The following is a 12,906-nucleotide window of genomic DNA, read 5'->3' as shown; positions in this document are numbered from 1 at the left end:
TCAGCGATCGGGACCGGTTGCGTGCCTGGCACGTCCACGGGCTCGGGGGCGGCAACGTACTTGAGCTGGGCGCCGGCAGCGGTGGGACGGCGGCGGCGACCGCTGATCTGGGCCACGATGTGCTGGCACTGGAGCTGAGCCCGGCACGGCTGGCGTTGGCCCGCGGGCACTGCCGCACGGCGCGCCCCGGCCGGCTGGTGGTGCTGGCCGCCGACTTCCACGACTTCGCACCGGAGCGCCTCTTCAACGTCGTCACCTACTGGTCCGGCTTCGGCCTCGGCCCGGACGAGCTGCAGCTACTGCTGCTGAGCCGGATCGCACAGTGGCTCGCCGACGACGGGCTACTCCTGGTCGACGTGTTCGATCCGGCGTGGTGGAGGCTCCGCTCCGGTCAGGTCCGCGAACAGCCCGGCCCGGGTGACCGCACCGGTCCCAAAGAAAAGATCGGGCCGGGGCATCGGATCGGTCACGGCCAGCGGATCGGGTTCGACGAGAGGAACCGTCGGTTGACCGACGAGCGCTGGCGACTAGATCGCCCCGATCGGCCAGTCCGCGAGGAAATCCGCTGCTACGACAAGCCGGAATTCGAGACGCTGGCCCGGTGCGCGGGCCTGACGGTACGCGACTGGCGTCCGTCGCTCGGTTCCCCGGACCCGCCATCGAACCTGGCCACGCTCGGGCGGTGCTAGCCGATGACGGACGACTGGGCCACCGAGGTGGACGAGCTGGCACGCACGCTGATATCGATCAACTCCGCCAATCCGACGACGTTCCCGGGCGGCCCCGGCGAACTCGCCGTCGCACAGTTCTGCGCGCAGTGGTGGACGGCGCATGGGGTGACTGCTGAACTGGTGACCCCGGTCGGGCTGCCGGACCGGCCGGGAGTTGTGGCGCAGACCGGTTCCGGGCGCTCGCCGGTGCTGCTGCTGGTCGGCCACCTGGACACCTACCGCTGGTACCCGCCATCCTTTCCGGACGGACAGGTTCGAGGGCCGGGCGCCACCGATATGAAGGGTGGGGTGGCTGCCATCATGGCCGTGCTAGCGCGGGGAGTGGCTGCGGGCACGGTCAAGGCGCTGCTCGTACCGGACGAGGAGCACGCCAGCCGCGGCATCCGGGCACTGCTGCCGGGGGTGGCGTGGGACGCGGCCGTGGTCGCTGAGGACACCGCGCTCCGGCTGGGTACCGCCCACGCGGGCAGCGTCACCGCTTTCCTGCACCCCGGCGTGGCACGGCACCGGTTCGCCGCCCTGAGTCCCGGCCACCGTCGTCGGCTACGCGTCAGCCGGCTCGACAACGATATGGTCAGGCTTCGCCTGGTGGTCCCGCCCGGTGAGGACGCGGCCCGGCTGGCTCGGGCGCTGCCGGGCGACGACTGGACGGTGCGCGAGTCCTTTGCGGCACAGGCGAACGGGCCACTGCTTGACGCGCTCGTCGTGGCCGGCATGGCGGAAGGGCTGGCCATGCCGCCGGTCGCCATCGCGGGCTGGACCGAAGCCGGGGTGCTGGCCGCAACCGGCCGACCCTGCCTGGTCTACGGCCCAGGCGGCGGCGGGGCGCACAGCACCGACGAGTGGGCGTCCCTCGCCGACATCCGGTGTGCGGCCCGAGTACTGGCCACCGCCGCGGCCCGGTATTGCGCGGGCCCGGCCGACCAGGAAAGGGGGTGGAGTGTTCGAGCTGGCGTGGAGTGAGGGCGGTGTGCCAGCCGACCGCCGTTGACCTGCCGCGGTGCGAGTCTGTCCAGACATCTGCGAACCGGTCGACCCAGGCCGCGGTTGCCCGGCCGTCTCAGGCGGAGTCGCGTACCACCAGGGTCGGCTGGAAGATCACCGAACGGGGCAGGCGGCCGGGCGACGCGATGTCGGCCATCAGCAGCTCGGCCATCTCGGCGGCCATCTCCTCGAGCGGCTGCCGGACGGTGGTCAGCAGCGGCCGGCAGTCCAGCGCGGCGCTGCTGTCGTCGAAACCGATTACGGCAACCTCGTCCGGTACCCGGCGGCCCAGGTCCTGCACCGCACGCAGCGCGCCCTCGGACATCAGGTCGCTGGCCACGAAGAGGCCGTCCACGTCGGGGTGCCGGGCGAGCAGCCGGTGGGCGCATTCCTCGCCGCCGGCCCGGGTGAAGTCGCCCTCCACCGAGGGCACGTCGGCGAAGCCGCGGTTGGCCAGGTACGACCGGAAGCCGTCGAGCCGGTCCAGCCCGGCCGGGATGTCCAGTGGGCCGCTGATCGTGGCGAGGCGCCGACAGCCCCGGCCGAGCAGGTGCTCGGCGGCCAGCCGAGCGCCCAGCCGCTGGTCCACGTCGGCGTGGCTGATCGGGATGGGCTGCGCCGGACGTGCCGACAGCACCGCCGGAATGCCCAGGTCGTGCACCTGCCGGGGCAGGGGGTCCCGCTCGTGGCTGCTGATCAGCAGGACGCCGTCCACGTGACCCTGGCGCAGGTAGCGGATCACGTGGTGGTGGTCGCTCGAGTCGGTCGGAATGATCACCAGATGGATGTCGTGCCGCCGCAGCGCGCCGGTCGCCCCGGCGGTGATCCGGCCGAAGTAGGGATCGGTGAAGACGCGGTTGAGAAACGACGAGTCGTCCGGGCGGTCGGGCTCGGAGATGACCAGGGCCACCGAGTTGGTGCGGCGGGTGACGAGGGTACGGGCTGCCAGGTTCGGTACGTACCCGGTCGCGGCGATCGCACGCTGCACCATTTCGCGGATCTTCGCGTCCACCGTCGGCGCGCCATTGATCACGCGGGACACGGTCGCCCGCGAGACCCCGGCCGCCTCGGCGACCTGGTCCATCGTCGGGTTCCGCCCGCCGCGCGCGGGCCGCGTCGTCATGGCGTCTGTTATATAGCACGGGGTCGAGTGGCCGAGAGAGCGCTTCCTCGCCGACGCCAAGCTGGCGTGGACGGGTGGTCCGGCCTGGGCGTGACCGGGACCGGCGGCCGGAACTGTGGCGCCGGCCGGGATGTCCTCCGGGCGCGGGACAAGGCCGGGGCGGGATTCGAACCCCGCCCCGGCACTGCTACCGAGCCTGCGATCAGGTCACTGGTAGACGCGGACGTAGTCGACCAGCATCTGCGACGGGAACGGCGTGGTGGCGTCGATGGGACCAGGGAAGTCGCCGCCGACCGCCAGGTTGAGGATCAGGTAGAACTTGTGGTCGAAGATCCACGGGCCGCGCGTGTTCTCCGCGGTCTCCTTGCTGGCGTTGAAGACCTGCCGGCCGTCCAGGAAGAACCGGATGCCCTTGCTGTCCCACTCGGCGGCCCAGACGTGGAAGTCCTGCGACAGGTCCACGGTGGCGTACTTCTGACCGTACCCGCCGGCGCCGTTGTAGGCCGGTGCGTGCAAGGTGGAATACGCCTCGCTGGTGTTGCGGCCGAGCACCTCCATGATGTCGATCTCGCCGTTGTACGGCCACGGCCGCCCGGTGAGGAAGTCCTCGCCCATCATCCAGAACGCCGGCCACAGGCCGTTGCCCTTCGGCACCTTCACCCGGGCCTCGATCCGGCCGTACTGCACGTGGAACTTGTTACTGGTGTTCATCCGGTGCGAGGTGTACTGCCGCCCCTGGTAGTCCTGCCGCCGGGCCTCGATGACCAGGCTGCCCTGGCCGTTCATCGACGCGTTCTCGCTGTTCGGCGTGTAGTACTGGATCTCGCCGTTCTGCGGTACGCCCGGGTCCATCGTCCACTTCGTGGCGTCCGGCTTGCTCCCCGCCGGGCCGTTGAAGTTGTCCTCGAAGACCAGCCGGGTGGCCGGGAAGGTCGGGTCGGCGGGTTCGGCCGGCGGGGCCACCGGGGTGCCGCCGGTGCCGTAGATGCTGAACTCCCACAGCGAATAGCCGTACGGGCCGCCGCGGGCGGTGCCGTACATCCGGACGTAGCGTCCGGTGCCGGTGGCGTTGATGACGTCCTTGAGCCCGTTACCGCTGGTGGTGGAGAAGATCGAGGTCCAGCTGCTGCCGTTGCCGGAGACCTGGATCTGGTATGCGGTCGCGTACGCCGGGTCCCACTGCAGCACCACCTGACTGATCTGCGCCGTGGCGCCCAGGTCCACCGAGATCCAGCCCGGATCCACCCAGCCGGTGGTCGAGCTGGTCGCCCAGCGGCTCGCCGGGTCGTGGTCGAACGCCTTGTCCGGACTGCACGGGTTGCAGTTGACGTCGTTCTGCCAGGACGAGGCCTGGGCCGGCTTGTTGTAGGAGAGCAGCCGGGTGCCTCCGGTGGGCGGCGGGTCCGTCGGCGGCGGCTCGGTGGGCGGCGTGCCGCCGCCGGAGAAGACCTGGAACTCCCAGAACGAGTAGCCGTAGATCTCCAGCGCCCGCTGGGTCAGGTTGATCCGGACGTACCGGGCGGTGCCGGTGACCGGGATGCTCTGCTGGCCACCGGTGCCGGTCGTGGTCGCGTACGCCTGGGTGTAGCTGCTGCCGTTGGAGGAGAACTGGATGGTGAAGGCGCGGGCGTACGCGGCCTCCCAGTTGATCGCGATCCGGCTCACCGCGGTGGCCGTGCCCAGATCGACCTGGAACCACTGGGAGGCGGAGTACGCGCTGGCCCAGCGCGTGCCGGTGTTGCCGTCCACCGCCTCGGCCGGCAGGTAGGCGCCGGGCACCTCGGTGGACGAGGCGGTGGCCGGCCGGCCCTGCGAGACCACCACCTCGGCAGCGCTGGCGGTCGTGGTGGTGACGACGAGGTACGCGCCGAGCAGGCCGGCCAGCCCGGCGCCGAGGACGGCCATGCGTAGCCGGCCTCGTCGGAACACAGAGGATGTCATCGGACGCCTCCTCCTTGCGGGGATCGAGAAGCGGGGACGGGAATGTGTCAGTGCCGTTACGGGGTGTGAGAGAGCGCTCTTTCGGCACGCCCACTCTGACCCGCTGACCCATGGCTGTCAATGCCTGGTCGCGTACTTGGGGAGCGCTTCCTGAGGCACACCGCCACCGGGTGGCACCGGCTCGCGCAGGTGAACCGCATGTTAAGGACTTAGCGCCGATGGGACCGAGACCGGTTGCGTTACGGTGCGGGCCCCGGCCCCGCCGATGGGGCACGGGGCGACGGTGGTCGGCCGGGCCATCGCGCCGGGGTGGGGTGCGGGTCCGGCGGGCCCGGAGGCGGGGCCGACCGGGAGGGGCTGGAGTGGACGATGGGGAAGCGCTTCTCCGGAATCTGCGCACGTTTCCGCACATGGCGAGTGCCAACAGGCGCAGATCTTGAGAAAGCGCTTCCTGGGCGTCGATACTCCGGGAGCCCCCGTCCCCCACCGCCGGAGGATTCCGTGTATCCGTCCCCCCGCATCCGACTCCTGCTAGCCGCCGTACTCACCGCCGCCGCCACCGGCGTCGTCCTGACCGCAGGCTCCGCCGAGGCCGCCACTGTCACCGTCCAGGCGGAGTCCTACGCCGCGCAGTCCGGCGCCCGTCTCGAGCCCACCGCCGACGCCGGCGGCGGGCAGAACGTGTCCTACCTCGCCGAGGGCGACTGGATGCGGTACGACGGCGTCGACCTGGGCGGAGTTGGCGCCCTGACCGTATCGGCGCGGGTCGCCTCCGCGGTCGGTACCGGCCGCGTGGAACTGCGCACCGGCTCGACGGCAGGACCGCTGCTCGCCCAGTTCACCATCGCGGCGACCGGCGGCTGGCAGTCCTGGACCACGCTGACCACCACCGCCACGACCCATCCGACCGGCAGGCAGACGGTGTTCGCGGTGCTGCGCAACACCACCGGTGGCGACTTCGTCAACATCAACTGGTTCTCGTTCGGCGACGGCGCGCCGCCCGCCACCGAGGTGGGATGGGTGCCCGTCGACCAGGCCGCGTGGAACGCACAACTGGCCGAGTTCCGCGCCCTGGCCCCGCGGCCCGTGCCGGCCAACGCCGTACGGGTGCCGGAGTTCAACGCCACCTGCGCCTACAGCCACTCCCGTCCGGACGACCCGATCATCTTCCCGGGCCTGCCGGGCGCGTCGCACATGCACAGCTTCCTCGGCAACCGCAGCACCGACGCGCACACCACCACCGGCACGCTGCTGGCCAACGCCGGGACCAGCTGCCGGCCGGCACCCGACCTCTCCGCGTACTGGATCCCCACGCTCTACGAGAACGACCGTGCGATCGAGCCGAAGGACGTGGTGGTCTACTACGGCTCCCGGCTCACCGACCCGGCGCCGACCGTACCGTTCCCGCAGGGCTTTCGGATGATCGCCGGCGACGCCCGGCTACAGTCACCCACCCCGGCCGGATCGGTGAACGCGTTCTACTGCGCCGGGCCCGGCGGCGAGACCGGGCGCAGCGCGGACGGCAACTGGCCGGTCTGCGCGCCCACCGCGACCCTCATGTTCCACCTGGTGTTCCAGGACTGCTGGGACGGCGAGCACCTGGACAGCCCGACGCACAAGGCGCACGTCGCGTACAGCTACGACGGCACCTGCCGGGGCGAACACCCGGTGGCCATCCCCAACCTGTCGTTCCTGATCGCCTACCCGACCAGCGGGTCCACGGCCGGCTTCCGGCTGGCGTCCGGGATGGCCTCGTCCATGCACGGCGATGCGTTCTTCGCCTGGGACAACCGGGCACTGGGGGAGCGGGTGAAGAACTGCCTGGTGCAGCGGGCCAAGTGCAACACGAACGGTGACTACTGACGCCGTACGTGACGTCGAGCCGGGCCGGGTGTGCGCGGTTCGGCTCGGCAGCGCGGCGCCGAGGGCGCGGAACAACTGCTCCGCGCCCTCGGCACGGTCAGCTCTGGCGGCAGCTCGTGTCTCCGGCTGGCATCCTGCCGTCGACCAGGTAGGACGTGGCGATGTTCAGTGCGCAGGCGTTGCCGCCCAGGACGTAGACGCCGTGCCCGCTCCCGTTGACGGTCACCAGCCGGGAGCGCTTTTCAAACTTCTCGTGCAGCAGATTCGCATTCGCCAACGGGGTGACCGGGTCGTGCCGGTTCTGCAGGATCAGCACGTTGGCCGGTCCGTCGTCGACGATCCCGACCGGCGGCTCGGCGGGCTCGTACCTCCAGTAGGCGCAGGGAATGACGTTGGCGGTCGCGGCGCCGAACATCGGGTACCGCTTGCGGTCCACGGCGACGGCGTGCCGGTAGGTCGCCAGGTCCTCGGGCCAGTCGACGTCGTTGCAGGTGACGGCGAGAAACACCGTCAGGGCGTTGTCGGCCGGGTGCGGAGTTGCCGCCGCCGTGGCCTGTGGCGCCCTGCCGGGATCCAGGTACGACTGCCAGAGCCGCGCCGTGTTCCCGTACTGCGTCTGGCCGTAGAGCCCGAAGAAGGTGCCGAACCGGAAAACGGCGCCGTCGGTCCCGTCGGGCGCGGGCGTCCTGTCGAGCCGCTCGGCGATGGCGAAGTAGGTCCTGCGCACCTGCTCCGGAGTCCGGCCCAGGCCGTACGCGTCGTGCCGTGCGGCCGCCCACGCCGCGAAGTCGGGGAAGGTCTGCTCGAAGCCGAGCGCGAACCGGCGCAGACCGTCACGGTCGAGGTGGGTGTCGTCGAGGTTGCTGTCGAGCACGATTCGTTCGGTGGTCTCCGGGAACATGGAGGCGTACGCCGCGCCGAGTGCCGAGCCGTAGGACGCCCCGTAGAAGCTGGCCTTCTCCTCGCCGAGCGCGGCCCGGATCCGGTCCAGGTCGCGGGCCATATTCGCCGTCGACAGGTGTCGCAGCCGCCCGTCCTTGTCGTTCTCGGCGCAGCGCGCGGCGACCTCTTCCACGATCTCGGCCTGCCTGAGCACGGCGGCGTCGTCGACCGCGTACGGCGGGACGTTGGCCCAGTAGGCGTCCGTGGTGGTGAAGCCGCAGCTCACCGGGGACGAGTGTCCGACGCCCCGGGTGTCCATGCCGATCAGGTCATAGGCATCCATGACACTGGCGGGCAGCCCTTTGTTGATCATGAACGCCGGTTGGTCCAGCCCGGTGCCGCCCGGCCCGCCCGGGTTGAAGATCAACACGCCGCGCCGCTTCTCCGGCTTCGTGCTGGCGATCCGCGACACCATGATCTCGATCTGGGCACCGTCGGGGTCGCGGTAGTCCAGCGGAACCGGCACGCGTGCGCACTGCACCTGCAGCGGCGGCGTCACCACGACGTCCTCGGGACACGCGGCCCAGGTCACCCGGGCCGTGGAATTACCGGCCGCGGCCGGCATCACCGCAACCAGCGCGCCGAGCAGGCCGAGCACCGCCACCAGGGCGGCGCCACGCCGTCGATACATGTTCAGTCTCCTCTCACCCGTTCCAGCGGTCTCATCCGATGCGGCACCATGCTGCTGTCTGACCCAGCACGACGCCGGTCAGCGGGCGCAGGTCGCACCGTGGTCGGATGGCTCAAGGTCGATCAGGTGGAGGTCGCCGTAGGTGACGTCGAGTCGGTGGACTCCGATGACCGGCCTTGACATTCCCCAATGACAGCAGCGGTCGCGGCCGCCGGTCAGTGGCACCGCGTCACCACAACGATGTGACGTGGTGTCACTGACGGCTGGCCGGGTGCTCGTCGCGCGAACGCCCGCCGTGCCTGCGGACACTCGCCTAAGGTCGTGGGTGTGGTTCCCGCATCGCGCCCGCTCTCGGCTGATCCGAGGCTGTGCCGGCAGGAACCGGGCCGGCTCGCCCCGGGCTCGTCGAGATGATGCGTCCCGACCGCCGGAGGGCGAGTAGGCCAGACATCCGGAACTCGACGCCGTTGCCGGAGAACCGGGGCGCCGAAGCCTCCGCGCGCCTCGCCCAACTCGTCGTACGGCCGGCCACGCACGACGACCTTCGAGTCATGGCCCGCAGCCACGTCGATCTCCTGCCGATCGGACTGTTCCCGTTGCTCGGCGCGCGATTCGTCCGCCGCTGGCAGCGGACGTTCCTCGACTCCCGCTATGGGGTCGGTTACGTCGTTGTCGACACGACCGCGTCGGCGGACGGCATCGTCGGATTTCTGTTGGGCACCACCGACCAGGCCGCGCACATGGCGGCCCTGCTGACCAACCGGCGGGCCGTCGCCGCTCTCGCGCTCGCCGGGGTTGGGGCACTGATGCGCCGGCCTCGGGTGGCCACGCGGCTGATGCGCTCGCGGGCCTGGCCGTGGCTACGCCAGTTGCGTCGTCGGCGCCCGGCGGGCGCGTCGGCGCGGCCGTCGAATCCTGCCGCCCGGGTGGCCGTGATGATCGCGTTGGCCGTTCACCCGGAGTGGCGCGGGTGCGGGGTCGGCGAGGCGTTGGTGGCCCGATTCGTCGAGGACGCCCGCCTTGCCGGAGCCGGGACGGCCGAACTGGTCACCCCGACCGGGCCCGCCGGGGCAGCCAGCTTCTACGAACGTCTGGGCTGGGAGGCCGGGCCGCACCGGCGCACGCGGGACGGGGACGGCCTGCGCGCCTACCGCCTCAGCCTGCACGACAAGGGCTGACCGCGACCCGGTGGCGCAGCCAGCCGGCGGCCATCTGGGACCGGCCGGTGGTGTGGACGCAGCCCGAACAGGACGCTGGGCTTTACCGACATCGGGTATTCCTCGCGTGCGGAGGGGTCGCGGCGAGTGGTGCCTGTTCATTGCGGCCGGCTCCGCCTCCGGGAGGTTTCTCCGCCTAGGATGGGTGGCCAGTCCGGCCTGTGGAGAGGACACCTGACCGTGTCAGACAGGGTGACCGATCGAGGGCCCGCGGGCGAGGAGGTCACATCGGAATCTCCTCCGGCCGATTCGCAGGTCGCCGAGCCGGCGGTCGGCGCCGCACCGTCCCCCGAGGAGGACCACACCGGGGCCCGGGGGTGGCGCGTCGGCTCGGTCGAGGCGCTCGTCCTGCTCTTCCTGTTGCTGATCGTCTTCCAGGGGCCGATCGGGTCGATCATCTCGACGCCACGGATGCAGACCTGGACGACGGTCTTCGTCTCGGTGATGGTCCAGTCCGTGCCGTTCCTGGTCTTCGGCGTGCTGCTCTCCGCCGTGATCGCCGTCTTCGTACCGCGGTCGTTCTGGGCGCGGGCGCTTCCCCGGCATCCGGCGCTCGCGGTGCCGGTGGCGGGCGCCGCCGGCGTGGTGCTGCCGGGGTGCGAGTGCGGGGCGGTGCCGATCGCCGGCTCGCTGATCCGGCGCGGGGTGACGCCGGCCGCCGCGCTGGCGTTCCTGCTCGCCGCGCCGGCGATCAACCCGGTCGTGCTCGCCGCGACCGCGGTCGCCTTTCCGAACAACCCCGAGATGGTGGTCGGCCGCGCGGTGGCCAGCCTCGTCGTGGCGGTGGTCATGGGGTGGCTCTGGCTGCGGCTCGGCCGCGCCGACTGGATCAGGCTGCCCCGCCGGCCCGAGCTGGACGACCTCAGCAGGGGGCGGGCCTTCTGGTCGGCGGTACGGCACGACGTGGTGCACGCCGGTGGCTTCCTGGTGCTGGGCGCCATGGCTGCAGCCTGCATCAACGTGCTGGTGCCGGAGCGGTGGCTACAGACGTTGGCCGACAACCCGGTGCTCTCGGTCCTGGCGCTCTCCCTGCTGGCGGTGCTGTTGTCGATCTGCTCGGAGGCGGACGCGTTCGTGGCCGCGTCGCTGTCACAGTTCTCGCTCTCCGCCCGACTGGCGTTTCTGGTGGTCGGTCCGATGGTCGATCTGAAGCTGGTCTCCATGCAGACCGGAGTTTTCGGCCGCCGGTTCGCGGTGCGGTTCGCTCCGGCCACGTTCGTCGTCGCCGTACTCTCGGCGACCGCGGTGGGGATGGTGCTGCTGTGACGGGCTGCCGGCCACCGGGGGCGGGACGTGCCATGACCGGTCGGCCCGCCGGGGTTCCGAGATGAACCGGCAGGCGCAGGCGGTGGTCCTGCTGCTGCTCGGCGGCTCGGTACTCAAGGCCAGCGTCACCGATGTCTACCTCCGGTACGTCCGGGAGGGGTTGCGTCCGTTCCTGATCGCGGCTGCCGTCCTGCTGGTCGCCGCGGCGGTGATGACGCTCTGGTACGAGCTGCGGCAGCCCGACCACCACCACGACCACCATCACCACGACCAGCCGGAGCCGGACGACGACGGGCACGGGCAGCACGGGGCGCGGGTCGGGTGGCTGCTCATCCTGCCGGCGGTCGGGCTGCTGCTGATCGCTCCGCCGGCGCTGGGCTCGTACGCGGTCAACCAGGCCGGCACCGCATTGACCGGTGAGGAGACCGACCACTATCCGCCGCTGCCGCCGGGAGACCCGGTGCGGCTCAGCATGCTGGACTACGCCGGGCGGGCCATCATCGACGACGGTTACACCCTCGGTGACCGGCGGGTGCGGCTCGTCGCCTTCACCGCGCCCGGATCCGACGGAGCACCGATCCTCGCCCGCATGGTGCTCTCCTGCTGCGCCGCCGACGGGCGCCCGATCAAGGTGGGCATGGCCGGTGACGTACCGACCGGGCTGCCGCCGGACACCTGGGTCGAGGTGGTCGGCCGGTACACCCCCCAACGGGGCAGCGATCCGGTGAGCGATGTGGACATCCCCTACATCCGGATCGAGTCGTGGCAGCGGATCCCGCCGCCGAGGCAGCCGTACGAGTGATTTGCAAGGAAGGGCCCCCGCATATCGCCTTTTGTGGTAGCGGGGGCCCTTCCTAACACTGCTTGCGGTCACGGGTCGCCACGTAGCCGGCGAGCGAGTTCCTCGATCTGCGCGTCGAGCCCCGCCTGCCGGTCGGCCTCGGCATCGCGTCCCCGCTCCTCGATGCGCTCCTTCCGCAGTCGTACGCTGTGTTCGTTTTCCTGGATCTGCACGTCGAGGTCGCCGAGTTCGCGCTCAACGCGGCTTTTCAGCGATCTCTCGTGCAGCTTGTCGTCGACGATCAGCTGGCGGGACAACAGGCCGTCGTAGGTGGTGGCCCGGCTCAGCCTTTTCGTGATCACGGGTAGGGCGTCCACGACGACCAGCAGGAGCCGGAGCAGCCAAGACTGGATCAGGACGAAGACGTTCTCCCTGCCGAGGTGGTCGAGCGCCCTGACCTGGTCGAGCAGACCCGGATTTTTCAGTGTGGACTCCTTTGCCTCGACCTTCGCGCTGATCGCCGCGCTGACGTCCTCGGCGTACCGCTGGCTCGCCGTGCTCAGCTCCGCATCGATCCGGGCGATTTCGGCGTTGGCCGCGTCCAGCTCCGCCTGGCGCTGTGGCCGCCCGCTCGAGGCGACGTACGTCGCCGTCTCGCCCCGCAACTGCCGGCAGTTGGGCCCTTCGCCCACCCGGCCGGTCAGACCGACTCCCGGCGTGCCGTTGCATTCCCGGCGGGCGAGATCCTCACGTCGTTTGATCTCCGCGTCGATGACCGCGACCGCCTTTTGGATCTTGATTCGCTCGCTCTCCTTCGCGGCCTTGCTCTCCAGCAAGGGCCGAGGTGATCCGGGCACGTTGAGGAGGAACTCTGTGGTGCAACCGGTCTGGTCGGCGGGTGGCTCGCCGGAGAGCGTGTTGCACCGCTTCAGTGTGCTCTCGTACGTGCCGACGAGAGTGGTGCGCTCCTTGCCAATCTGGGTGTGCACATCCGACTTGAAGATCCACAGCAACAGCGGCTCGGCGACGACCAGACCCATCAGGATCGAGATCGCCAAACGGATGAGGAATTTGCCGGTCCGCATCCCACCCGTGCCGTGCGTGTCCGTGACGAGCCACCGGTCAAACGTCAGGATCACGTATCCCCACAGCAGTGCGGCCGGGACCAATGCCGCAAGGGGCACGCTGTGCGAGCCGAGCAGCGCCAGCATCGACAGCGACGCCATCAGGCCGGTGTTGAGCAGAATCGCGCCCAGCCGGTTGTATCGGTGCCGTTCCTCGGGCACCCAGTCCAGGATCGGCTCATCGACGCCCGCGATCTGACGCAGGAGGTAACCGACGCCGCGCCGCGCCGGTCTGGCCGGCCGGTACGGCTCCCGCGTCAGCTCGACGGTGTCCTCGTCCGACATCCCGGGCCGGATCAGGAT

10 protein-coding genes and 1 pseudogene are annotated in these 12,906 nt (G+C 70.7%); 6 read left to right on the top strand and 5 right to left on the bottom strand.

Features of this window, described 5'->3' with window-relative positions; genetic code table 11:
• Positions 1–17 precede the first annotated feature (17 nt).
• Together ACN28C_RS04490 and ACN28C_RS04485 are read left to right on the top strand one after the other, a co-directional pair.
• The gene (locus ACN28C_RS04490; RefSeq protein ID WP_422772319.1) at positions 18–689 is read left to right on the top strand and encodes a class I SAM-dependent methyltransferase; all 672 of its coding nucleotides are present in this window, start codon (positions 18–20) and stop codon (positions 687–689) included.
• A 3-nt stretch (positions 690–692) separates the two neighbouring features.
• Positions 693–1,694, top strand: coding sequence for a M20/M25/M40 family metallo-hydrolase (locus tag ACN28C_RS04485; RefSeq protein WP_422772318.1), 1,002 nt, complete (start codon positions 693–695; stop codon positions 1,692–1,694).
• A gap of 97 nt (positions 1,695–1,791) precedes the next feature.
• Here the strand turns inward: ACN28C_RS04485 and ACN28C_RS04480 are convergent, their stop codons facing one another.
• The gene (locus ACN28C_RS04480; protein WP_422772317.1) at positions 1,792–2,838 is read right to left on the bottom strand and encodes a LacI family DNA-binding transcriptional regulator; all 1,047 of its coding nucleotides are present in this window, start codon (positions 2,836–2,838) and stop codon (positions 1,792–1,794) included.
• Between the two features lie 207 nt (positions 2,839–3,045).
• Positions 3,046–4,779, bottom strand: coding sequence for a discoidin domain-containing protein (locus tag ACN28C_RS04475; protein ID WP_422772316.1), 1,734 nt, complete (start codon positions 4,777–4,779; stop codon positions 3,046–3,048).
• Positions 4,780–5,280: 501 nt separating this feature from the next.
• Between ACN28C_RS04475 and ACN28C_RS04470 the strand changes: the two genes are divergently transcribed.
• Positions 5,281–6,642 (top strand): DUF1996 domain-containing protein, encoded by a 1,362-nt coding sequence (locus tag ACN28C_RS04470; protein WP_422772315.1) that lies wholly within the window; start codon positions 5,281–5,283, stop codon positions 6,640–6,642.
• A 97-nt stretch (positions 6,643–6,739) separates the two neighbouring features.
• Here the strand turns inward: ACN28C_RS04470 and ACN28C_RS04465 are convergent, their stop codons facing one another.
• Positions 6,740–8,215 carry an alpha/beta hydrolase gene (locus ACN28C_RS04465; protein ID WP_422772314.1) on the bottom strand — a complete coding sequence of 492 codons (1,476 nt, stop codon included), beginning with the start codon at positions 8,213–8,215 and terminating at the stop codon, positions 6,740–6,742.
• A 551-nt stretch (positions 8,216–8,766) separates the two neighbouring features.
• Here ACN28C_RS04465 and ACN28C_RS04460 point away from each other — a divergent pair.
• Positions 8,767–9,393, top strand: coding sequence for a GNAT family N-acetyltransferase (locus ACN28C_RS04460; RefSeq protein WP_422772313.1), 627 nt, complete (start codon positions 8,767–8,769; stop codon positions 9,391–9,393).
• A gap of 10 nt (positions 9,394–9,403) precedes the next feature.
• On the opposite strand, the pseudogene ACN28C_RS04455 reads toward ACN28C_RS04460, so the two are convergent.
• Positions 9,404–9,485 (bottom strand): annotated as a pseudogene (locus tag ACN28C_RS04455) (heat-shock protein HtpX); the annotation flags it as partial.
• Positions 9,486–9,612: 127 nt separating this feature from the next.
• Here ACN28C_RS04455 and ACN28C_RS04450 point away from each other — a divergent pair.
• Complete coding sequence (locus ACN28C_RS04450) at positions 9,613–10,698, top strand: permease (RefSeq protein WP_422772312.1); 1,086 nt, start codon at positions 9,613–9,615, stop codon at positions 10,696–10,698.
• A 61-nt stretch (positions 10,699–10,759) separates the two neighbouring features.
• Positions 10,760–11,500 (top strand): TIGR03943 family putative permease subunit, encoded by a 741-nt coding sequence (locus ACN28C_RS04445; RefSeq protein WP_422772311.1) that lies wholly within the window; start codon positions 10,760–10,762, stop codon positions 11,498–11,500.
• Positions 11,501–11,568: 68 nt separating this feature from the next.
• Here ACN28C_RS04445 and ACN28C_RS04440 read toward each other — a convergent pair whose 3' ends face one another.
• Positions 11,569–12,888 carry a DUF4407 domain-containing protein gene (locus ACN28C_RS04440; RefSeq protein ID WP_422772310.1) on the bottom strand — a complete coding sequence of 440 codons (1,320 nt, stop codon included), beginning with the start codon at positions 12,886–12,888 and terminating at the stop codon, positions 11,569–11,571.
• Between the last annotated feature and the right edge of the window lie 18 nt (positions 12,889–12,906).

Origin of the sequence: Plantactinospora sp. WMMC1484 (assembly GCF_049315195.1) — a bacterium.
Taxonomy (GTDB): Bacteria; Actinomycetota; Actinomycetes; order Mycobacteriales; family Micromonosporaceae; genus Plantactinospora.
The sequence above is the reverse complement of the archived record's forward strand: the minus strand, read 5'-3'. Positions and strand labels throughout refer to the sequence as shown.

What these genes read in the sequence shown, in the direction of transcription:
- ACN28C_RS04485 (WP_422772318.1), top strand. Translation starts at nt 693, where the DNA reads ATGACGGACGACTGGGCCACCGAGGTGGACGAGCTGGCACGCACGCTG.
- ACN28C_RS04480 (WP_422772317.1), bottom strand. Translation starts at nt 2,838, where the DNA reads ATGACGACGCGGCCCGCGCGCGGCGGGCGGAACCCGACGATGGACCAG.
- ACN28C_RS04475 (WP_422772316.1), bottom strand. Translation starts at nt 4,779, where the DNA reads ATGACATCCTCTGTGTTCCGACGAGGCCGGCTACGCATGGCCGTCCTC.
- ACN28C_RS04465 (WP_422772314.1), bottom strand. Translation starts at nt 8,215, where the DNA reads ATGTATCGACGGCGTGGCGCCGCCCTGGTGGCGGTGCTCGGCCTGCTC.
- ACN28C_RS04460 (WP_422772313.1), top strand. Translation starts at nt 8,767, where the DNA reads ATGGCCCGCAGCCACGTCGATCTCCTGCCGATCGGACTGTTCCCGTTG.
- ACN28C_RS04445 (WP_422772311.1), top strand. Translation starts at nt 10,760, where the DNA reads ATGAACCGGCAGGCGCAGGCGGTGGTCCTGCTGCTGCTCGGCGGCTCG.
- ACN28C_RS04440 (WP_422772310.1), bottom strand. Translation starts at nt 12,888, where the DNA reads ATGTCGGACGAGGACACCGTCGAGCTGACGCGGGAGCCGTACCGGCCG.